Annotated in this window: 18 protein-coding genes, 1 other RNA gene and 1 pseudogene; 10 read left to right on the top strand and 10 right to left on the bottom strand. The window is 32.0% G+C overall.

All coding sequences use genetic code 11. The features are described from left to right. The first annotated feature begins 89 nt into the window (after positions 1–89). From ACGH4F_RS05075 to ACGH4F_RS05065, 3 genes are all read left to right on the top strand, one after another. On the top strand, positions 90–530 hold the full coding sequence (locus ACGH4F_RS05075; RefSeq protein ID WP_411590275.1) for a hypothetical protein: 441 nt from the start codon (positions 90–92) through the stop codon (positions 528–530). A 69-nt stretch (positions 531–599) separates the two neighbouring features. Continuing rightward, positions 600–3,278 carry a bifunctional uridylyltransferase/uridylyl-removing protein GlnD gene (gene glnD, locus ACGH4F_RS05070; RefSeq protein WP_411590274.1) on the top strand — a complete coding sequence of 893 codons (2,679 nt, stop codon included), beginning with the start codon at positions 600–602 and terminating at the stop codon, positions 3,276–3,278. Between the two features lie 24 nt (positions 3,279–3,302). Further along, entirely contained in the window at positions 3,303–4,226 is a 924-nt protein-coding gene (locus tag ACGH4F_RS05065) for an AEC family transporter (RefSeq protein ID WP_267349837.1), read from the top strand. 39 nt (positions 4,227–4,265) lie between these two features. On the opposite strand, the gene ACGH4F_RS05060 is transcribed toward ACGH4F_RS05065, so the two are convergent. From ACGH4F_RS05060 to ACGH4F_RS05050, 3 genes are all read right to left on the bottom strand, one after another. Then, entirely contained in the window at positions 4,266–5,108 is an 843-nt protein-coding gene (locus ACGH4F_RS05060) for an aldo/keto reductase (protein ID WP_267359344.1), read from the bottom strand. A gap of 68 nt (positions 5,109–5,176) precedes the next feature. Further along, positions 5,177–5,866 (bottom strand): HD domain-containing protein, encoded by a 690-nt coding sequence (locus tag ACGH4F_RS05055; RefSeq protein ID WP_267359342.1) that lies wholly within the window; start codon positions 5,864–5,866, stop codon positions 5,177–5,179. A 176-nt stretch (positions 5,867–6,042) separates the two neighbouring features. After that, entirely contained in the window at positions 6,043–6,936 is an 894-nt protein-coding gene (locus ACGH4F_RS05050; protein ID WP_411590273.1) for a DMT family transporter, read from the bottom strand. 653 nt (positions 6,937–7,589) lie between these two features. On the opposite strand from ACGH4F_RS05050, the gene ssrA reads away from it, so the two are divergent. Next, positions 7,590–7,954: a transfer-messenger RNA gene (gene ssrA, locus ACGH4F_RS05045) on the top strand. Positions 7,955–8,348: 394 nt separating this feature from the next. Further along, a complete protein-coding gene (locus ACGH4F_RS05040) occupies positions 8,349–8,819 on the top strand; it encodes a hypothetical protein (protein WP_411590271.1) in 471 nt (156 codons plus the stop codon). 167 nt (positions 8,820–8,986) lie between these two features. On the opposite strand, the gene ACGH4F_RS05035 is transcribed toward ACGH4F_RS05040, so the two are convergent. From ACGH4F_RS05035 to dgt, 3 genes are all read right to left on the bottom strand, one after another. Further along, positions 8,987–9,187: a hypothetical protein gene (locus tag ACGH4F_RS05035; RefSeq protein ID WP_411590269.1), complete on the bottom strand. Its 201-nt coding sequence runs from the start codon at positions 9,185–9,187 to the stop codon at positions 8,987–8,989. Between the two features lie 292 nt (positions 9,188–9,479). Then, positions 9,480–10,079 carry a hypothetical protein gene (locus ACGH4F_RS05030; protein WP_411590267.1) on the bottom strand — a complete coding sequence of 200 codons (600 nt, stop codon included), beginning with the start codon at positions 10,077–10,079 and terminating at the stop codon, positions 9,480–9,482. 15 nt (positions 10,080–10,094) lie between these two features. Further along, complete coding sequence (gene dgt / locus ACGH4F_RS05025) at positions 10,095–10,835, bottom strand: dGTP triphosphohydrolase (RefSeq protein ID WP_411590266.1); 741 nt, start codon at positions 10,833–10,835, stop codon at positions 10,095–10,097. Between the two features lie 986 nt (positions 10,836–11,821). On the opposite strand from dgt, the gene ACGH4F_RS05020 reads away from it, so the two are divergent. Next, entirely contained in the window at positions 11,822–13,240 is a 1,419-nt protein-coding gene (locus ACGH4F_RS05020; protein ID WP_411590264.1) for a HEPN domain-containing protein, read from the top strand. A 266-nt stretch (positions 13,241–13,506) separates the two neighbouring features. On the opposite strand, the pseudogene ACGH4F_RS05015 reads toward ACGH4F_RS05020, so the two are convergent. After that, positions 13,507–13,725, bottom strand: a pseudogene (locus tag ACGH4F_RS05015) (helix-turn-helix domain-containing protein); the annotation flags it as partial. 114 nt (positions 13,726–13,839) lie between these two features. On the opposite strand from ACGH4F_RS05015, the gene ACGH4F_RS05010 reads away from it, so the two are divergent. The 3 genes from ACGH4F_RS05010 (at position 13,840) to ACGH4F_RS05000 (ending at position 18,099) form a co-directional block, all read left to right on the top strand. After that, the gene (locus ACGH4F_RS05010) at positions 13,840–14,085 is read left to right on the top strand and encodes a helix-turn-helix domain-containing protein (protein ID WP_411590263.1); all 246 of its coding nucleotides are present in this window, start codon (positions 13,840–13,842) and stop codon (positions 14,083–14,085) included. A gap of 427 nt (positions 14,086–14,512) precedes the next feature. Beyond that, positions 14,513–16,621 carry an N-6 DNA methylase gene (locus ACGH4F_RS05005; RefSeq protein WP_411590261.1) on the top strand — a complete coding sequence of 703 codons (2,109 nt, stop codon included), beginning with the start codon at positions 14,513–14,515 and terminating at the stop codon, positions 16,619–16,621. 32 nt (positions 16,622–16,653) lie between these two features. Further along, a complete protein-coding gene (locus ACGH4F_RS05000; RefSeq protein ID WP_411590260.1) occupies positions 16,654–18,099 on the top strand; it encodes a restriction endonuclease subunit S in 1,446 nt (481 codons plus the stop codon). Positions 18,100–18,281: 182 nt separating this feature from the next. Here ACGH4F_RS05000 and ACGH4F_RS04995 read toward each other — a convergent pair whose 3' ends face one another. Next, complete coding sequence (locus ACGH4F_RS04995) at positions 18,282–19,190, bottom strand: DUF5655 domain-containing protein (RefSeq protein ID WP_411590258.1); 909 nt, start codon at positions 19,188–19,190, stop codon at positions 18,282–18,284. A gap of 838 nt (positions 19,191–20,028) precedes the next feature. Here ACGH4F_RS04995 and ACGH4F_RS04990 point away from each other — a divergent pair. Further along, positions 20,029–20,331 (top strand): hypothetical protein, encoded by a 303-nt coding sequence (locus ACGH4F_RS04990; protein ID WP_411590256.1) that lies wholly within the window; start codon positions 20,029–20,031, stop codon positions 20,329–20,331. 228 nt (positions 20,332–20,559) lie between these two features. Here the strand turns inward: ACGH4F_RS04990 and ACGH4F_RS04985 are convergent, their stop codons facing one another. Further along, on the bottom strand, positions 20,560–21,252 hold the full coding sequence (locus tag ACGH4F_RS04985) for a hypothetical protein (protein ID WP_411590255.1): 693 nt from the start codon (positions 21,250–21,252) through the stop codon (positions 20,560–20,562). Continuing rightward, positions 21,249–21,599, bottom strand: a 351-nt coding sequence (locus tag ACGH4F_RS04980; protein WP_411590253.1) for a hypothetical protein, incomplete at its 5' end; no start/stop codon positions are given. The genes ACGH4F_RS04985 and ACGH4F_RS04980, both read right to left, overlap by 4 nt.

Here is a 21,599-nt window from a genome sequence, read left to right as displayed (position 1 = left end):
TGTAGTTGCACTAACGTTTGAAACAGTACTATTCATCGATCTTGAAAAAACTTACTTCATTTTTACTTACATTAATTATAGGTTTTAATATGAAAAAACTTTTATTGAGTAGTCTTGTCGGTTTAGTTTTGGTTGGTTGTGGTGAAAAAAAAGTAACTGAAGAAATGCTTATTGGTGAGTGGGATTGCACATTTTCAGGGCAAGAGGCAAAATGGGAAAATGGTAAATTTTCTGACTATGCACCACTCAAACAAGATAAAGGGATGATTAAGTATTTTATGAAGGACAATACCTTATTTTTCAATTTTGGTACAGATACATCTTATCCATATAATTTAAAAGCTTATTATAATGATTCAATGGATATAAAATCCAATAATGGTGTTACATCAAAAACGCAAAAGACCATGAACTATTTATCACCGGACAAATTCAAAACAACGGAATTAACTGAAATTCTTATCGATAATGCTCCAAACGCAAATCGAAAAATGAATGTAGAAATAAATTGTGACCGTGTAAAAAATTAAAACAAAAGTTCAAGCAACAAACTAAACTGTTGCTTGACAGTCTGTGAAAATCAGGTGACGATATGATTATTGAATGGTCTTAATTTTATTCCCATGACGCAAGTGCATTTAATTTATCCTATTTCACCACTTGATTTTAGTGATGCTGAGATAAATATTAACTTTCTCAAACAACACCTTGACCAATTTCAACAATGGTCGATGAAGCAATTTAAACAAAATGCAGATATTGATGAATTAGTGCATCTACGCAGTCAATTTATCGATAAATTACTTGCACGATTATGGTGCTATTTTCAAATTCCCGATCAAACTTCATCAGCTTTAAAAAATAATCGTATTGCATTAATCGCTGTCGGGGGGTATGGGCGAGCAGAGCTACACCCTTTGTCAGATATTGATATTTTGATATTAAGTGATTACCCGCTTAATTATGACATCGAAAAACAAATCGGCGAGTTAGTACGGCTGCTTTGGGATCTTCATTTAGATATAGGTCATAGTGTCAGAACGCTAAAAACGTGTTTGCAAGAAGCTAAAAACGATATTACTATCATGACCAATCTAATTGAATCAAGATGGGTTGCGGGTAATAATCCATTATTACAAACCCTTCGACAACACATTTTTAGTGATAAAATTTGGCCTTCTCCTGCTTTTTATCGTGCTAAAATTGCCGAACAACAAGCCCGGCATCAGCAATATCACAGTACAACTTATAATCTTGAACCTGATTTAAAAAATAGTCCGGGTGGTCTACGGGATATGCAAATTATTCAATGGATTGCGATTCGTCACTTTGGCGATGAATTTTTGCAAAAAATTGCTGATTTTCATTACCTCACTCCCGAAGAGGTAGACGAATTTAGAACTTGTCGTAAATTTTTATGGCGTATTCGTTTTGCCCTTCACAGTGTCATTACTCGCTATGACAACCGATTGCTTTTTGATCGTCAATTAAGTATCGCCAAGCTTTTAGGCTATCAAGGTCAAGGAAATGCACCTGTTGAACAAATGATGCATGATTACTACCGAATTGCACACAACGTTACTGAACTCAATCAAATGTTACTGCAATTATTTGATGAGTCTATTCTTGAAGTTAATCCAAGCAATAAACCCTATGCTATCGATGAGCACTTTCAAATCCGAGAAAAATTAATTGATGTAAAAGATGATAGTATCTTTAAAAAAGATCCGACAATGATACTGCAACTGTTTTACACCATTTTGCTCAATCCTCAAATCATCGGTCTCTATTCTAATACTATTCGTCAGTTACGCTCTGCAAGGCGAAAACTTACCTCATTATTATGTGAACACCCTAAAGCCAGAACACTATTTATGTTAATCATTAAGCATCCGGATGCCATTGCAAAAGCAATTTTACCCATGCATCGTTATGGTATTTTAGCGGTCTATATACCTGGTTGGAAACATATCGCTGGTATGATGCAATTTGATCTATTTCATACCTATACAGTTGATGAACATACGGTACGATTATTAATAGAGCTTGATAGTTTAAAATCAGAACAAGGGAAACAAAAGCATCCTAATAGCTCAAACGTTTTTGCTAAATTATCCAAACCTGAACTGTTAATTATTACGGGTTTATTTCATGATATCGGTAAAGGTCGACATGGTGATCATTCTGAAATTGGTGCTAAATTAGTTGAAAAATTTTGTCAATTACATGAGCTTGAAACAAAAGATACTGATCTGATTATTTGGTTAGTACGCTATCATTTATTGATGTCAGTCACGGCACAAAATCGAGACTTACAAGATCCTGCTGTGATTCAAGAATTTGTTCAACAAGTTAAAAGTCGGCGTCGCCTTCAATATTTACTCTGCTTAACCGTTGCTGATGTGTGTGCGACGAACGAAACACTTTGGAACAGTTGGAAACAAAGCTTAATACGTCAACTGTATTTTAATGCCGAACACTTATTTGATATTGGAATACACCAAATACCGGAACAGCGGAGTATTGCTCGTCAACACAAGCAAGAAGCACTATCCATCTTAATTGCTCAAAGTTATGATGAGCAACACATCAAAAACTTTTGGCTAAACTATCGGGTGGATTACTTTTTGCGCTACACTACCGAACAGATTGTGTGGCATGCTCAAAATTTGTTAAACCACGACTTAACGCAAACACTAGTTATGATCAATTCGACGCCGTATCATGGTGGTACAGAAATCGTTATTTACTCACCAGACCGACCTTATTTGTTCGCTACCGTCTGCAACAACTTAAGTATGCACAATTTAAATATACTTGAAGCGCTTATCATCACCAATAAACAAGGATTTGCGCTTGATACCTTTATTGTACTGGAACCTAACGGCAATACCGTTCAATCTGATCGCCATGAAGGTATAATAAATGCACTTGAAAAAACATTACAACAACCGACTTATAAAGGTGTTACGGTAAAACCGCCTAAACAACGATTACGCTATTTTTCAGTGCCGACACAAATTAACTTTTTATCATCCTTTAACGAAAGTCAAACCTATATGGAATTGATTGCTTTAGACAGACCAGGACTTTTAGCTTGTGTTGGAGAAGTTTTTGCTAACTTAGAGATATCTTTAAGGAGTGCCAAAATTGCCACTATCGGCGAACATATCGAGGATCTGTTTATTTTGACCGACAAACATAACCATGCCCTTGATGATGATACTTGCCATAAACTAAAACAATCCATCATTGTTGCGCTCGATGCAATGAATTAATCACATAAATTAAAGATAATAACTATGCAATTTTTTACTATTTTGTTTCCTATTTTTTGTATTTTCGTGGTGGGATTTATTGCGCAGAAAAAATTACATTTTGATGTGGCAAACCTGTCCAAAATGTCACTGTATGTGCTTTCACCCTTTTTGGCATTTAAAACATTTTATACACATACCTTAACAACAGAATACTTATTCTATATTTGCTATATTTTTGGTCTCTGTTTTGCTTTAGTCATCATTATTTCGATTTGGTCTATTTTGATGAAATACTCCAGCAAAGAACGCTGTGCAATGATTTTAAGCGCTTGCTTTATGAACAATGGTAATTATGGCACACCCGTATTGCTTGTCTTTTTTGGCACAATAGGATTTGATCTGGGCGTAATTATGATGGTGCTACAACAATTTGTCATGAGTACTGTTGGTATCTATTATGCGGCAAAAGGTAGCGCACGAGATGATATCGTTACGCAAAAAGATGTCATTAACAAAGTTATTCGAATGCCTGTGGCGTATGGAGCGTTTTTAGGTATCCTTTTTCAACTTTGTAACATTCCCTTATCTAAATCGATTATGACGTCCATTGGGATGATTGGTGACGCATCCATCGTGGTGATTATGATTATATTAGGTATGCAATTAGCAAAAATAAAAATCACCCAACTGGATTATCCTAAATTATCTTTTGCACTCCTTACTCGGATGATTCTATCGCCAATTGTTGCTTGTGCCATGGTCTACTTCATGCCTATTGCACCGGTATATAAGCAAGTGCTAATAGTACTAGCGGCAATGCCAAGTGCGGCAAACACGACATTAATGTCGGTACAATTTGACACGCACCCTGAACTTGTATCAAGTGCCACTTTTTTCAGTACTTTAATCAGTTTAATTACCCTACCGATTGTTCTATCCTTAGTTGGGGCGCCCATTCCTTACTGATTCATGATCTCTCGATAAGAGAGATCTTATCTTTTACCATCAAAAACCATTTTTTTGATAAACGTTATCTGGATTCGGCCCTACGCGTTGATTTTGGTTAAGTCCATTAATCGCTTGTATTTCATCTGAAGTGAGTTCGAAATCAAAAATATTAGCATTCTGCATAATTCGATCCGGATGTGCTGATTTAGGGATCACAATGTAACCATTTTGAATATGCCAGCGTAATGTCACTTGTGATGCTGATTTCTGATATTTATTACCAATTTTAATAAGAAGCGGATCATTAATGACTTTGTTACGAGCCAACGGTGACCAAGCTTCAATAGCAATCTTTTGTTGTCGTAAATATTCCACTAATTCGATTTGAGTTAAATAAGGATGAATCTCGATTTGATTAAGCATGGGTTTAATATTTGCTTTGGTTGAGAGTAATTCTAAATGCGAGATTTGAAAATTACAAACGCCGATTGCCCGCACACGCTTTTCTTCATACAGTTTTTCGAACGCCTTCCATGTATCAAAAAAAGTGTCACTTAATGGCCAGTGAACTAAAAAAAGATCGAGGTAATCAAGCTGTAAATCTTTTAGCGACTGATTAAAACCCGCTAATGTTTTATCATAACCTTGATTGCTATTATTGATTTTAGTGGTAATAAACAATTTATCACGTGCGACATGGCAATCTTTAAGAATTTGCCCGAGTTGCTTTTCGTTCTGGTAAAGCTGAGCGGTATCAAACGCTCGATATCCCGCATTAATAGCCGCATTTACTGCACATGATAATTCATCAAAATCAGTTAATTGATAAGTGCCAAAACCGAGTTGCTGCATTGCTACATGATGACTAAGCATTACTTTACTGTTGATCGAAATCGTCATGATAACCCCTTCTATTTTATTCAGATTATTGATCAATTATATCGATCATATCGATATTATCAATTAATTTAGAGTATTATCTCTTCTTCATCACCATCCCAATCTTTTTCGAATTGATTCACAAACTCAACCAATATAGCGTGACGTTTTAATGCGATTTTTTTAGCAATTTGTGTATTCATCCTATCTTTGAGTAAAAAGAGTTTTTCATAAAAATGGTTTATTACTGTATTAGGTTGTTTATAGTTTTCTTCATTTAATGATGTTCTGGGTAATATAGTGGGATCATACATAATATTGTGCTTGTTACCCCCATAGTAAAACGTCCGAGCGATACCAATAGCACCAATGGCATCTAATCGATCTGCATCTTGTACAATTTGCCCTTCTAACGACAATTCTTTTTTTTGAGTAAGATTTTTTCGATATGACATATTTTCAATAATGTCAAAAATATGTTTAATTTCGCTTTGACTGATCGTTTGTTGAATTAAAAAATCGTGTAACTCACTCATGGCGTGATTCACATCTGATACCACTTTTTCATCGATAACATCATGAAGATAGGCACTTAAAATCACGATAAAGTAATTGGCTGTTGGCTCATGTTTTAAAATTTGTTTTGCCAATTTAACTACTCTTTCAATATGCGCCATATCATGACCAGAAAAATCGTCAGCAAGTTTTTGTTTAACAAAAGTTTGAACATTATTGATAATTTTTTGTTGATCGACCATTTTCTTTGATTCCTGACTCATTCGATTTATCACTTCCTTAATGTGGGACACTATTTTGAGATATGATTAACATTTAGGTCAAATTATGCTTGATGCCATTGATAAGCGAATAAACTAAGATGACCTAAAATTTTAGTTAACAAAAAAGAGGCGATTTTTTTCTACTTTTTTGATTTGATAGAATGATATAAATCAAACTATCTTTTTAATTTAACTTTTCGCTCGGATAATAACACACCACAGAGCGTAAATAATGTGCCAAACGCAGCAAGCCAAGTAAACGGCTCATTCAATATAATTACCGCACCAATAATCGTTAACACAGGGACCAGATAGAGATAAATGCTAATCTTTACAGCCCCCACTAATTTCACCGCATAATTCCAAGATACAAAACAAATTGCAGATGCCCCTAATCCTAAAAACAGAATATTAAACAGATTGGTTGTATTGCTAAATCGGGCTAAATTTAGTTTAAAATCGAATAAATAAAGTGCTGGAAGCATGAGCAACAAACCATAAAAAAAGAATCGTCGGGTTAATAAAATCGTGTTATACCCTCGATGACTACTTTTTTTAGTTAAAATCGAATAACATGCCCAAAATAAACAAGCTAGCATGGCGAGCAGATCACCAAGCGGATTCATGGCAAGCACATATTTGCCATTAAAGCAGATTAATCCAACGCCAATCGAGGCAAATAAACAACCAACGTAAAAACGCTTAGGTGGTGTTTCAGCCTTGAGAAAAAACATAGCTAATAGCGCAGTAAATATGGGGGCTAATGTTGTGATAATTCCTACATTTGAAGCAGTAGTATAGGTTAATGCAATATTTTCACATAAAAAATAACAGGTAATCCCACATAATCCAGCACATAAAAACATGAACTCTTGTTTTACTCCTTGCCAAACTAACAAACGAGGGCATAAAATCCAGAGCGTTACATAACCCAGTAAAAAACGAAAAAATAAAATCTCTATCGGTTTAAACTCAATTAATAATGTTTTGGTGGAAATAAACGTCGTTCCCCAAAAAAACACAGTCATTAATGCAATTAAATGCCCCTGTGTTCTTTTTGTTAATAACATAAAGACCTCAATCTTACAGCAATGTAGCCCTTTCTGAGTAAATTTTTACTCACTTTTCAAAGGCATTGATAAATATATTAGGAATAATACAAAAATTATGTCTAGTGCTTACTTGATTTTGTTAAAAATAATGCTATTTAAGAATATGCACTTATACTAACGCTATGCTCTTTTGTGTGCAAACAATTTCAAGTCATTATAATGATAGGTAAATATGAAGTAGAAAGATGACAGATAAAAAAAATCCACCCGAAATTCGAGTGGAGGGCAAAAAATGAAAAAACGTAATCTGTTAATATAGACAAGCAAAAACCCAAAAAGTTCAATTTAATTTCAGATATTTTTGAAATTTTATTAAAATAATTTTTAATTATTTGATTTATTTTTATTTGTTTAATTAAATTTTTTTCAAAAAAAGTAAAATTTTTTACTTTTTCAACATCCACTAATTAATCATGTCAGCTTTGTAACCCATCCCCTCTAACGCTAGTTATAAAGTCACATTTACAAATGAAACTATTTAACGCTTTTAATAAGAGCAAAACTATCATAAAACAAACATTTGATTGCCTAACCCAAACTAAGCTAACTTGTATTCATGCTTGATTTCACCTATAATGCCCCGATATTGTATTACGTTACTTATCACAATTGGGGCTGATTCTGGATTCGACGGGATTTGCGAAACCCAAGGTGCATGCCGAGGTGCGGTAGGCCTCGTAAATAAACCGCAAAAAAATAGTCGCAAACGACGAAAACTACGCACTAGCAGCTTAATAACCTGCATAGAGCCTTCTCTCCCTAGCCTCCGCTCGTAGGACGGGGATCAAGAGGAGTCAAACCCAAACGAGATCGTGTGGAAGCCTTGCTTGGGGCGGAAGCATTAAACTTAATCAAGCTAGTCTATCGGTAGCGTGTTTGTCCGCAGCAGGTAGGCGAAATTTAAAGACAAACTACGCATGTAGTACCAAGGATGTAGAAATTTCGGACGCGGGTTCAACTCCCGCCAGCTCCACCACTTATTGTTCCATAGCAGTCTATTAAAACAATTAATTAATTGAAAAATTAATAATTAAAGGTTTGCTGTTTGTAACCCATCCAGATTAACGCAAGTGAATCCAACCCAAATTGGTACATTTTTAGGACACAATTCTATATTACAAAATTTCGTGTAACAATTTCTTTGTGATCTATATAAGGAGTATTGATAGGAAAATTAATGAAGTCCCTAAACAATTTTGAGATGAAAACTCTTACCTTAATACAAGTATTGAACCCCAACAAATCCCGCCTTGCTAATTACGATAAAAACGAAAAATGACGTATCTATAATCATTCTAATTATCTTAAACAGCGCAAGGAATTAATGATTTGTAAGAGCGAAATGTTTACAAAAATTAAGGTATCGTATAATGGTAAATGTTATAATTTTATATATACAAAATAATTATTTTATTAAGGGAATTTACAGCATGATAAAAAGATACTTATCCATTCTATTGTTAGTATTGCCATCTTTAAATATTTCAGCTAACCAATATGACTGGTTTTCTCCCATAAAAGAAAATGGCTATCTTTCTTATAATGAATTAATTGGTTTAATAAACCAAAAAGAAAGCAATACGGAAGCATATTTTTTTGGTTTTGGTTATTTATCTGGTATGATTCGTTCCATTGCAATGATAAAAACTGCATATAGAATAGAATTTCAGAATGAGCTTTATTGTCGACCACCAACTGAGTTAATTAAAGCCGATGACGAATTAGAATTACTCAAAAATTTTTATTCAAGATTAACTAATACACAAAAAGAAATATATGAAGATTTGAATGTAGCAGCTATTTATATTCAAGCTTTAAAGTTAAAATATCCCTGTAAATAAAAATGATGCTGGAACAATCAAAAGCAATATTTCGTTGCTATAGATTTCTTATGAACAAATGAGACTTTGCCAAAGAGTAATGAATCACCATAAAAACTTTCTATTTTAATTAACATATTAGCATTTTGTCTTATTTGGCAAAACTGCCGATTATAGATAGTAGTTGATTACAACTCAATTTCCTTTAATTCGTGATAAAAATCATAGGCAATTCGATGCCATTTTGTGGTGGCAACTATTTGTTCTAAATAAAATTTATCAGCTAGCCATACAAAACGATCACCTGAATAAGTTTCAATCACATTAACATGACTCCAGCATAACTGAGATAATAAGTTTTCTAACTCTTCTAGCCAATCATCTGGCATAACGTACATCTCATTATACTCAGTAGCAAAATGAATAATATGTGAATATTTACTATCGCTCTATTGTTATACGGCAACAGAGCAAACATATCTCGACATATATAGACTCCTAAGGTGGAAGAGACACTGTCTTTAAAAAGTCAATAAAATATAATTTCTTATACTCTGCTTTTACTAAAAAAGCATTGAGCTGTAAATATGTTTTATTATTTTTGATTAACTTTCCTTTGTCATAGAATTATTTTACTTGATAAATATACTTACTATAATTAAACATTCACTTAGATAAGTTTTAAATATGATCAAAAATAGATCCCATATTAGGCATAAATAAACGACAGTACTGTTTTGTCGCATATATATCAGTCATGCCTGCAATATAGTCACAAATCACCCTTTTTTTATGTTCATCATTAGCGAGTGTATATTCTTCAAGCTTATTTTTGGGTAGTAGCTTATTTGGATTTTCACTAAAAACTTCGAATAAATTTAAAACAATATTTTGTCCTTTAAATTCTAAGAGTTGAACTTGGTTGCGTTTTATAACGTACTTTATAATTAAGTCTTTTAATGCTTTAAGGCATTTAGCTGCTTCAGTTTCCATCACAGCATTAAAAGAAAGTAATTGATGTTGAAAAAAGGCTCTTTTTTCAATAGAAATAGAACGCACAAAATAGCCAATTAGCTTACTTATAGCATGTTTTCTATCTTTACCTGAACTTGAAAATAGTCGTTGAATATAGGTATCTTTTTCTTCAATTAATGGAGAAGTAGGAAATTTATCTTTAAAAGATAATAAATCTTTTTCCCAGTCTGTAGAGGTAATTAAGCCTAATGCTAAGGCATCTTCTAGATCATGTACTCCATATGCAATGTCATCAGCGAGTTCCATGATTGAGCAATCTAGCTATTTATATTGGGTTTTATGGTGTTTTTTAATTTTTATATTGTTATTTTCCACCACTATACTCATAAAGCATTTTTTATCTTCATCTGAGAAAGGTTGTAAAATCCAATCAAGAACTTCCTTCTCATCGTTAAGAATACATTTAGGTGGCTTTGAACTTTCAATATTGTTTTTTGACCATTTTGCATCAAGATCATAATTAGCTACAGTATCATGGATAGCTGGATATTTTACTAAACCTAAAAGTGTTCTGCGTGTTAAATCTAAACCATGATGAGGAGAATATTCACCAAGTTTGGCAGCTATTCTTAATGTTTGACCATTTCCTTCAAATCCGCCATGATCTTTCATAAAACTATTTAACGCAATTTCTCCAGCATGTCCGAATGGTGGGTGACCTAAATCGTGTCCTAAACCAATTGCTTCAATTAAGCTATTTTCAGGGATCCATGTTAAAATTTCGGAGTCATTTTTATATTTAGCTCTTAAAGCATTGCATATACTCGAACCTAATTGGGCTACTTCAAGAGAGTGAGTAAGTCGTGTTCGATAAAAATCACTTTCTCCAAGATTTATAATCTGTGTTTTGGACTGCAGACGGCGAAAAGAGGCAGAATGTGTTATTCTGGCTCTATCACGGTGGAATTGATCATCAGGCTCATTTATTTTTGCCGAATTAAATGATTTCGCGGGATATGGCTCATCATCACTTCTTTTTCTACATAACCATTCATTATCCATGTAAATTTTCCTCTTTATTATTAAAATACATTCTATTTATACGTTTTACTATAAACAATGTAAATAATATACAGCAATTATTTGATGTTGCTTTAAAAAAATTTCGCCACTTATCAGAAATTTGGACTGGTTTATTAATATCTATCATCTGTATCACGTATTAAGTTATTGTCTTATTCAGACTAAAAGAGAAAAATATATAGAATTTACGGTTTAAAAAAGAAATGATTCTTTTGATTTTTTATGAACGATCAAGACCATAATTTGTGTAAATCACATTTTGTCAACCTCACAAAATCAGTTTACTTTCCCCATTGGTTCCTAAATTGGACCACGTAAAAAAATTAAAATATTTTTATTTTAATTAATCAATAAATTATAAAATAATTCAACTCCCGCCAGCTTACTAGACTTCAATCGAAGTAAAAATGACTTTAAAAATTAATGATAAACTTTGAAAGATAAGTTTTTTGTACATTCAACTTAACTAATATAAATACCACCGCCATAAAATAATAAGATGAATGGTAAGGAAATCTTTTTATTTGTAAGTCGAAGTGATAACAAAGTTTGGCAATTAGGTTATAAACAATGTTATATAAATAAGGAAACAGATATAACAATTTAACGTTATCCGCAGCTAATAGTTAATCAAGTAGAAAAGATTCGTTGGAACAACATATAGTAATCTGTTGGAATCACAATTTTATCAATTGTCCCATCGAATGACGTAAATAGATGTTCAAAAAATCTCATAAAATACCTCTGTGTTTTAATTAAAATTATTGATAATTTAAAAAAGCTCTTTTAAGTCATGAAAAATTTTTTGGAAATGAGAGATAAATAATTATCTGATATAATTAAATAAATAATAGAATAAATCTAATTGGTTGCAAAGTCCAATGGACGTCTATTGATCAGTATTGGTGATCAAAAGTAACGATATATTTAGACTCTATAACCATTAAATTTGAAAAGAACAGTTTATGAGACTTGAAGAGAAATATATAAAATTTGGTTATTTTTGGTTACCTGAAAATCAACAGAATTCAATAGCTGGGGTTCTCTCCATTTATGATGGTGGACGGGCAGAATTAGAAATCATGGGTAACTTTGATGAAGATAAAGAAATTGAATTTATTTGTGAACATGAAAATAATCGTCTAAAAAGAATAATTGGATTTGTCGAAGGCGATGGATTAGTAACACTGGAAAATTGCATTTATCTTAAGAAAAATTTTGGATTTGGAAACATAACTAAATCAAAAATTTTGGCTAATACAGTTTTGAGTGGGGCTGAATGGGGAGCCGATGAAATCGTTACTTTTAATACATTTTCTTTTTCTGTTGATTGCTTAGATGAATGGGTTGAAATAAGTGGTATTCATGTAGAGCGTGATTGGAAAAATAGATCAGTAAGTATTTCTTATAACAGACCTGAAAAAATAAATTTTGTACTTGATAATGGGATGGAAATTGAAATTAATTTTCATTACACATCTCCTAGTTTCCCTCATATAAAAGAGGCAAAGATTACTCAAAAGGCTTATTTTAAATTAAAATCTGAAGAGTTACGTAAATTAAATGATTTTATAGCTATTGCCAATAAGATAACCAACCTTATGTGCTTTGCTATGGACACAGTTGTGAGTATAAAAAATGTTTCAGCAACATCATCTAAAAAACTAGATAAATTAGGTGAAGACGAATACCCAACTGAAATTAAATTATTCTATCAAGCCATACCATTTGTAGAAACTGTACCTAAACGTCATTCTTTTGAAATGTTATTCAATTTCAAAATTATAAGAAATAATGCTCAGCAAATATTCAACAATTGGTTAAATGCTTATGAGTATTTATCTCCCGCATTTAGTTTATACTTTTCAACTCAAAGAGGAGATCAAAAATATCTTGATGGAAGGTTTCTAGCTTTAGTACAGGGTTTAGAAACATATCACCAAAGAACTAGTGATGAGAAATTAATGAAGAAAGAAGTTTATGAATCATTAGTATCTAAAATTCTTGGTGCATGTCCCGAAGAACATTTAGAATGGCTTAAAGGCAGACTAATGCATGGAAATGAAATTACCCTGAGTAAAAGGTTGAAAATGCTTATTGAACCATTTAAATGTTTTCTGGGAACAAATAGTGAAAGAAATAAACTTTTGAGACAAATTGTAAATACTAGAAATTATTTAACTCATTATGATGAAAATTTAAAAGATAAATTAGTTACGGGACGAGATCTTTGGATTCTATGTTTAAAAATGGAAGTTATATTCCAGTTTCACTTTTTACATGTTATTGGCTTCACTACTGAAGATATTAAAAAGATGGTTAAAAATTGCACTAAATTAAAAAATAAAATTGAAGAAATCAAAAAAAAGGATATGACTGAATAAAATATTCGATTTTTTATTTTCAAACCAAATCATCATATCTGATATAAATTATATTTTTGTATAAGAATTGTTTGGTATGCCATAAAGAAATATTCAAGAAGAACAGCAACGCTGTTGCCTGATAGTTAATTAAGAAAATTAAACAATTAAAAAAATAATTATTCTATTAAAGTGATTGTTCCTATCAGTTAATTAAACCTTCAAATAGAAACTATAACGTTTTCATAGGAAGTATCCTATTATTTTTTTATATTTCAAATATCATTTTCAGCTAATTCATCATCTTTAGCATAAAAATAAGCGCTAGGCACATCAAGAACTTTTGCGAGATGTTTTACAAGAGTAAAATCAGGTGAATGAACTTCATTTTCATAAGAACTAATGCGGGAACTTGCTGATTCTTCCTCTAATCCTGCTTTCACTCCAAGTTCAGTTTGTGTTAGATCTGCATTAATTCTAGCTATTTTTAATCGCTTACCAATCATGATTATTGCTACTCATCTTATATAGTTTTGATTAATAATTATCCTCTTCTTCGATTTGAATTTCGTAATGGAATACTTTAATAAATCATGTAATTGATGACTTTAGGAGGTGTTATGAATAGCAAAAAAGACTGGCATCCTGCCGATATTATTGCTGTATTGAAAAAGAAAGGAACAACGCTATCTGCATTATCTAGACAATCAGGCTATGCACCTTCAACACTGGCCAACGCACTTGTACGTCCATGGACAAAAGGCGAGCTGATTATTACCAATACATTAGGTGTAGAGGCTAAACGGATTTGGCCCTCTCGTTATAGAAAGAAAATTCGGGTATTGCGAAGTAAAGAATGTGAATAGAACCATCTAATATCTATTATGGACAATACTAAAAAGTCTGGTTCAATAAAATGCACGGTTCACGGCACTCTTTTCACTTTACACGATAAAAAACGCTTACTGGTTGGGAATCACCGAGAACCAAGAATTAACTAGTAAAAAGCTAATGCCTGAGTAGCAGATTAGAAAACAATTGGCTACGCTAGCAGAGAACTTGGGCATGAGTAGATTACGGGGTTAGGGTTTATTTAAGATAACTCAGCTAATTTATTTAATAAGTTATGAGCAATATTCTCTAATAATGATGCATTTAAATTGTAAATTAATTAATGTATAGCAATACTATTTTTACAGTATATAACTACTAATTACATTCATCAGGATAACAAAATATAGTAAAATATGGACTATTATGCATTAATGTACCATTATTCATACAGAGTATTATATGATATTAGCTAACATTCTTCGTGATTCAGACTATAAACTAAACCAATTTAAAGATGAAAAAATTACCAAATTAGAACAAAGCATTGTTTTCAAACAAGATAAAAAAGGCAGTGATATTGCCTATATTGAATGTCTAATTCGTAAAAAACAAATTAAATTGACACCAGAAGAGGTTGTTCGCCAATTATATTTAATGGTATTAATCGATGATTACCAGTATTCAAATAGCCGTATAGCAGTAGAGGAATCTGTTTCTTTTGGGCGAGAGAAAAAACGTGCCGATATTGTCGTGTTTGATGCACAACAACTTACGGTTCCTTATATCATTATTGAGCTCAAAAAACCTAAATTAAAAGATGGTAAAGAACAACTAAAATCTTACTGTAATGCTACAGGAGCGCCTATTGGAGTATGGACAAATGGCGAATCCATCTCATATTACAACAGAAGAGATCCTAACTATTTTATTGATATTCCATCAATACCAAAATCAACGCAAAAACTAACCGATATTTTAACCGAACGTTGGACCATTCAAACTTTAGTTGATAATGATAAATTAATTAAAGAGCGTAAATCTTTAAAAGACCTTATTTTAGAGATGGAAGATGAAGTGCTGGCTAATGCTGGTGTTGATGTTTTTGAAGAGCTTTTTCAACTGATTTTTACCAAACTATTTGATGAATTATCCAGTACCCGAAATCCATCAAGAAACCTTGAATTTCGTAATTACGGTGAAACAGGTGCTGAGCTTAAAGAAAAGATACAACGCTTATTTGACGAAGCTAAACAGCATTGGGAGGGAGTTTTTGATAATAGAACTAAAATCACGTTAACATCATCACATTTAGAAGTATGTGTATCTTCCTTACAAGGAATCAAATTATTTAACTCTAATTTAGATGTGGTAGATGAGGCTTTTGAATACTTAATCAATAAAAGCAGCAAAGGGGATAAAGGACAATATTTTACACCTCGTTATGTGATTGATATGTGTGTTAAAATGCTTAATCCACAAGCACACGAATACATGATTGATACTGCTGCGGGTAGTTGTGGTTTCCCTGTACATACTATCTTTCATGTATGGAAACAGCAGTTAAAAGAGAGAGGACTGCCAATTAGTCATCTATTTACAGCTGAGAAAAAACTTACTGAACAGGAAGATTATGTGAGTTCTAAAGTATTTGCCATTGACTTTGACGAGCGCGCTGTACGTGTAGCCAGAACTTTAAACCTTATTGCTGGTGATGGTCAAACCAATGTTATGCATCTAAATACCTTAGATTATGACCGTTGGAATGATTATTACAATAATATTGAATGGACAGATATTTACGGCACAGGTTGGAAAAATATTCGTAAATTATTAGTCAATCCCAAATCTTATAATGTAAATGGTGAAACAAAATTTGATTGCCGAGATTTTAACTTTGACATTATTATGGCAAACCCGCCTTTTGCTGGTGAAATCAAAGAGAGTCGTTTACTAGCTAAGTATGAACTTAGTAAAAATTCTAAAGGTAAACAGCAGGCAAAGGTTGGACGCGATATTTTATTTATTGAGCGTAACTTAGACTTCTTAAAACCAGGTGGGCGTATGGCGGTTGTCTTACCACAAGGCCGTTTTAACAACAGTTCAGATAAATATATTCGAGAATATATTGCTGACCGTTGCCGAATCTTAGGTGTTGTAGGTTTGCATGGAAATGTTTTTAAACCACATACAGGCACTAAAACCAGCGTATTATTACTACAAAAATGGAATGATGATCCAAATCTTGGTCCACTTTGCCCTCGTGTCGATGACTACCCTATCTTCTTTGCTACTATGCAAGAGCCAAGCAAAGATAATAGCGGTGAAAAAATATATGTCAAAAAACAGGATTATCCAGAATCAGCACAAAAAATGCGGCATGAACAACAATCTGCCGAACCAGTCGATAGTTATAATGATGATAGTATCGATATGGAACAGTACCTATTAGATAGTCATGGTCATCTGATTGTTAAACATGATTTATTTAACCATGAAGGTTTAACTCAAGATGGTATTGCGGAAGCCTTTATTGAATTTGCAAAAAAAGAGAAGTTAAGTTTTTTTTAAATAGCCCTTTTGATAAAGCGAAGTATGAAGCTTTGTTGGAAGGGCAGGAAATCAGTGAAGTAAGCTTAAATACAATTTTGAGTATGGTGGACTTCCGAATAGATGCTGATTTTTTCTTGAAGGAATTCACAAATATTTTAAGCCTTTCAAAAAAATGGCCTGAGTTATCAATTATATCAGATACCTATGAATTACATTCCAATGGAGCATTTAAAGATATTCATGGATATTTGCATAAGGATTGTTATAAAAATATTAAATATATACGTTCAGAAAATGTAGGTAATTTTTTTATTAATGGTAAAATTGAATATATTTCAGATTATGCACATAACAATTTACAGAAAACTATTACAGAATATGGTGATATTTTAACAGCTAGAACAGGTAAAGTCGGAGGTGCATCCATTATTACCGATGATTGGATAAATTGTAATTCAAATCAAAATGTTGTAAATATAAAAATCAAAGATAAGAAAAAAGTAGATTCTTTTTACTTAGTGACTTTTTTAAATACAAAATATGGAATTATGCAATTTAAAAGAGCATCTACTGGAAACGTTCAACCGTGGCTAAATTTATCCCTATTACGTAAAGTTAAAATTTTTATACCATCAGAATATTTTCAAGTTAAAATAAAAAATATTATAGAGAAAGCGTTGTATTTTTTTAAAAAAACTCAAGAATTATACTTGAGCGCTGAAAATTTATTATTAAAAAAATCAAATGCTTTAGAGAGCAGTTTATTAATTAATATCAATTTGAAATCATTTAAGGAAAGTTTTCAAATCACAGGTCGCCTTGACGCAGAATATTATCAACCTAAGTATGATCAACTCTTTTTTCATCTATCAAAATTGGAAAGCAAAAAACTAGGGGAAATTGTTAACATAAAAAAATCAATTGAACCCGGAAGTGATGCTTATCAGGATACAGGTATTCCATTTGTTAGAGTTTCTAATCTCTCAAAATTTGGATTAACAAAACCTGAAATCCATTTGGATGCTAATAAATATGGCAATATAACTCTTTATCCTAATAAAGATACTATACTACTTTCAAAAGATGGTAGTGTCGGCATTGCTTATAAAGTTGAAGAAGATATGAAAATTATTACTTCAGGGGCATTATTGCATTTAAATATAATAGATGATGAGTTCTTACCTGATTATTTAACTTTAGTTTTGAATTCACCAATTGTTCAATTGCAAGCTGAACGAGATGCGGGTGGATCTATTATTCAGCATTGGAAACCATCCGAAATTGAAGAGGTTATTATTCCTAAATTACCATTAGATAGTCAGAAAAAGATATCTGATCTAGTTCTACAATCGTTTAAACTCAAAAAACAATCCGAACAACTTTTAGAGGTTGCTAAAAAAGCGGTAGAAATAGCGATTGAACAAAATGAAGCAACAGCGATTGATTATATCAACTCATACAGTGAGTTAATGCAAGAAGATGGAAATTGGTGCTAAACTATTTTTGCAATGTAAAAAGCTCAGCAGACTTGAATTTATCTGCTGAGTTTAATATTAGCATTAATAAGAATTGAAGCGTGCAGCCAGTGATTAATTCTGGTCATCAATAAAAAATTATTCAAGATAGTTTTGGCTGGTTTAAACGTATTATTAGGTATTTTGTACTTCAAGCAAAATACTTACAACACCTGCTTCACCAAACTCATAATATATTCTAAATTTTTAGTATCAGACACAGTTAATTCATAATCACCCGTCGCCCAATGACCAACATTAGAAACGTCTTTTGTTAATTTTTTAGGATCGTCAAGATTGCCTTTTTTAGCATTAATCCAAATTTTTAATGATTTATTTTGTAAATGTATAGAGACAATATTATTTTTACCTTGTTTAAATGCAATATAAAGTTTTTTAGGTGAGATTTCTAGATCTGTCGATAACGCTAAAATAGCATTCTTAAAGCTTTCATAAAGCTCTAGAACGTCATCTGATTTATCATTCAAATGGTAGTCTTCATCATATACAACTAACTCTTTGGTTACTTTATCTAATGCCGAATCTTTCGTATGTTGCACTTGTTTAATACTTGGTGCTGATTTAGAACGTTTAATAGGGTTAATCGAAATTAAGTCATTATCAAACCGTTTAATTTCCCATAGTTCTATGGCTAAATCTTTAAAGTTAGTCGACTGTTTTTGATAGTCAGTAAACGCAGGAGAAACAAAAATAATTTTACTTTGCGACCAATCAATTTGATGACGTTTTAAATTTGCTTGGCAAGATTCATTATACTCGACAATAAAATCAGCTTGATAATCCAGCATAAGATTTAAGTAGGTTACACCCTGATCGATAACACTAAAATTACGTTCACGTTTATATTCAATAATGACAAATGCATTTGCTTCGGTATCATAAGCCAAGGTATCAATGCGGTAATCTTTGATTTTGAATTCAGATTTTACAAAGGTTAAATTACCAATAATATCTAAATTATGTTCAAATAATGACTGGATCTCTTTTTCTAGTTTGAACGGCTTTTCTTTTAAGATAGTCAATTTATGGCTTTTATTTGCGAAAATTTGCATTATTACTTCCTAATCAATTACATCACTTTTCATAGAATAAACGATTCCGTATTTTTTTGCATTATTTATAAAAATAAAGATATTATGAATATCAATCCAATGATCCCCCTAAATTGGACTACGATAAAATGAAACTATATCTAATTTCATTAACCAGATAACTATGAAATAGTTCAACGTTCACCAGCTCATCAATGCATCATTTATTGATATTCAATCAACAAAAGAAAAGTGGTAATATCTTTATGATTTTATATTAATCAAGCGTTTTAGTTATATAATTGATATTACACAAATGTATAATTAAATATTGTACTCTCCTCTTCTCTCGGATACTAAAATCAAAACAGTCAAACCACAAGAGAAAGCACATGCCTAACAAGTTGGCATAAGATTATCTTCTGCTCATTAAACCTACTGGTACAAAGATCTGAAAGATTAACTGTTAATGGCTCGTTTCAGAAAAAACGAGCTTTTGTTAGTTTTCCCGAATTAAATTTAGCTCAAGATCGTATAAAACGCATTACAAAAGAAGTTATTATCTAAAGGTAATAATCCTCAAACCTATAAAAATTTGAACAACGTCATTCATTAGAATGAACAATAGAATACTTTTGAGAAGGTCGCCATATCTGCATTAAAAGATGGAAGAAGAATTTGATCCTAATGCTATTGAAGCAGCATTAGCTGATATTGTAGTTAATAAAATAAGACGCAAATATCATCGATCAACTTATCTAAAACAAAATTATAAACAAATCTAACTTTTTGTAAAATTTAGTATTTATTTATAAACGATAACCAATTATAATGTCAAGATTATACAATTAAGGAGATAATGATGGTTAAAAATTCAGACTTAAAAAAAATTATAAACATGGTTGCTGAAGAGCAAAATTATAACGTTAAGGAGGTTAATACAAAAACCCAATTATACTTAGATGGTTGGCATACTGTTGCATTTGAAATTAGAGAAAATAGCACAGGATACTTACAGGCACATCCATGGGAATCTGTTGATGAAAATGGTGATGGTCGATATGGAAGGGCTGTGTATTCGCTACGCTCAGTTAGTGATGTTATTCAATTTTGTTCCATTTTAATTTCTAGTTCAAAAATTCGAGCTAAAAGAAAGGAATAAATTTACTAACTATTTCTTACATCTCATACTTATAAGGTTTAATTTTTAATTAGTAGATTGTTAGAGCAATTTGTATCACACTCTATTAACCAAAATTTGCAACTATTAAATCGGATCATTTTGTCTGGGGTGTGTTTTGACCAGTATTGATATCCCGATAACCAAAACAAATAGTCCATTGAATTACATTTTCTAATACTGGTTAAAAGGTGAATTTAGTTAATGTTTTCATTCCGTGCTTCTTGGTTTCATCAATAAATAGGCTAAGGGTTCATGATATAACTCACCGTCATCGCCTTTTATAAAGGTAACAGTTTCTGGATAATTTTTTCCTGGCAATTTGACTTTTACTGTATATAAGGCATTAAGCTTATCTTGATTATTCAACACCCAATCAGGGGTATCCAATACCTGATAATCGATTTTTACATTAACTTGTGTTTCCTTTCTTCCTGTAAAACGACCTTTTTCATACGTTTTTTCTGTTATATCTTTTACTTTTACTATTTTTTTAGGGCCATAGCAAAATGAACTATTGTAAAAAGGTTTCTTCCATCTATTATCAATAAATTGATGCCAATATTCACGCCCCAAATCGGTTAAATCATAGCGATAAATGCCTGATTGCCCTTCTACTGGCGTTTGGCTTAATAAGCCTAATTCTGCAAACAGTGGTAAGGTTTTCGCTAATTTACCTTTATTCCAACTCGCCCATTGACTGTCACTTTCTAATACTGGTTCATCCGTATACGGTAGTTTTACTGAACCAAGAAAATAGCAAAAGTCGCCTTTAGCTTTATTTGTGGCTCGTGATTCATCATATTCTTTTTGAATATGCTCCCTTAGTTTTTCTTTGTTGTAGCAACCTAACAGTGAACAGGTGATTAATGTCAGTAAGGTGAATTTAGTTAATGTTTTCATTCCGTGCTTCTTGGTTTCATCAAATAATAAGCTAAGGGTTCATGATATAATTCACCATCATCGCCTTTGATAAAAGTTATCGTATCAGGGTATGTTTTATTGGGTAGATAAACGGAATCTTCACCATATACATTATCAATCTTTTCTTGACCATTTAATGCCCAATCAGGCGTATCTAATACCTGATAATCAATTTTTACATACACATTTGTCTGATTTTTTCGATATAACCCACTTTCATACGTTTTTTCTGTTATATCTTTTACTTTCACTATTTTTTTAGGGCCATAGCAAAATGAACTATTGTAAAAAGGTTTCCTTCCGCTATTCCCTCTATTATCAATAAA

It is taken from the genome of Gilliamella sp. CG35 (assembly GCF_046635745.1).
In the GTDB taxonomy this organism is placed as follows: Bacteria; Pseudomonadota; Gammaproteobacteria; order Enterobacterales; family Orbaceae; genus Gilliamella; species Gilliamella apicola_I.
The sequence above is the reverse complement of the archived record's forward strand: the minus strand, read 5'-3'. Positions and strand labels throughout refer to the sequence as shown.

Excerpts from the sequence above, each read along its gene's own strand:
- ACGH4F_RS05075 (WP_411590275.1), top strand. The coding sequence starts at position 90 with ATGAAAAAACTTTTATTGAGTAGTCTTGTCGGTTTAGTTTTGGTTGGT.
- ACGH4F_RS05065 (WP_267349837.1), top strand. The coding sequence starts at position 3,303 with ATGCAATTTTTTACTATTTTGTTTCCTATTTTTTGTATTTTCGTGGTG.
- ACGH4F_RS05060 (WP_267359344.1), bottom strand. The coding sequence starts at position 5,108 with ATGACGATTTCGATCAACAGTAAAGTAATGCTTAGTCATCATGTAGCA.
- ACGH4F_RS05055 (WP_267359342.1), bottom strand. The coding sequence starts at position 5,866 with ATGAGTCAGGAATCAAAGAAAATGGTCGATCAACAAAAAATTATCAAT.
- ACGH4F_RS05050 (WP_411590273.1), bottom strand. The coding sequence starts at position 6,936 with ATGTTATTAACAAAAAGAACACAGGGGCATTTAATTGCATTAATGACT.
- ACGH4F_RS05040 (WP_411590271.1), top strand. The coding sequence starts at position 8,349 with ATGGTAAATGTTATAATTTTATATATACAAAATAATTATTTTATTAAG.
- ACGH4F_RS05035 (WP_411590269.1), bottom strand. The coding sequence starts at position 9,187 with ATGCCAGATGATTGGCTAGAAGAGTTAGAAAACTTATTATCTCAGTTA.
- ACGH4F_RS05030 (WP_411590267.1), bottom strand. The coding sequence starts at position 10,079 with ATGGAACTCGCTGATGACATTGCATATGGAGTACATGATCTAGAAGAT.
- dgt (WP_411590266.1), bottom strand. The coding sequence starts at position 10,835 with ATGGATAATGAATGGTTATGTAGAAAAAGAAGTGATGATGAGCCATAT.
- ACGH4F_RS05020 (WP_411590264.1), top strand. The coding sequence starts at position 11,822 with ATGAGACTTGAAGAGAAATATATAAAATTTGGTTATTTTTGGTTACCT.
- ACGH4F_RS05010 (WP_411590263.1), top strand. The coding sequence starts at position 13,840 with ATGAATAGCAAAAAAGACTGGCATCCTGCCGATATTATTGCTGTATTG.
- ACGH4F_RS05005 (WP_411590261.1), top strand. The coding sequence starts at position 14,513 with ATGATATTAGCTAACATTCTTCGTGATTCAGACTATAAACTAAACCAA.
- ACGH4F_RS04995 (WP_411590258.1), bottom strand. The coding sequence starts at position 19,190 with ATGCAAATTTTCGCAAATAAAAGCCATAAATTGACTATCTTAAAAGAA.
- ACGH4F_RS04990 (WP_411590256.1), top strand. The coding sequence starts at position 20,029 with ATGATGGTTAAAAATTCAGACTTAAAAAAAATTATAAACATGGTTGCT.
- ACGH4F_RS04985 (WP_411590255.1), bottom strand. The coding sequence starts at position 21,252 with ATGAAAACATTAACTAAATTCACCTTACTGACATTAATCACCTGTTCA.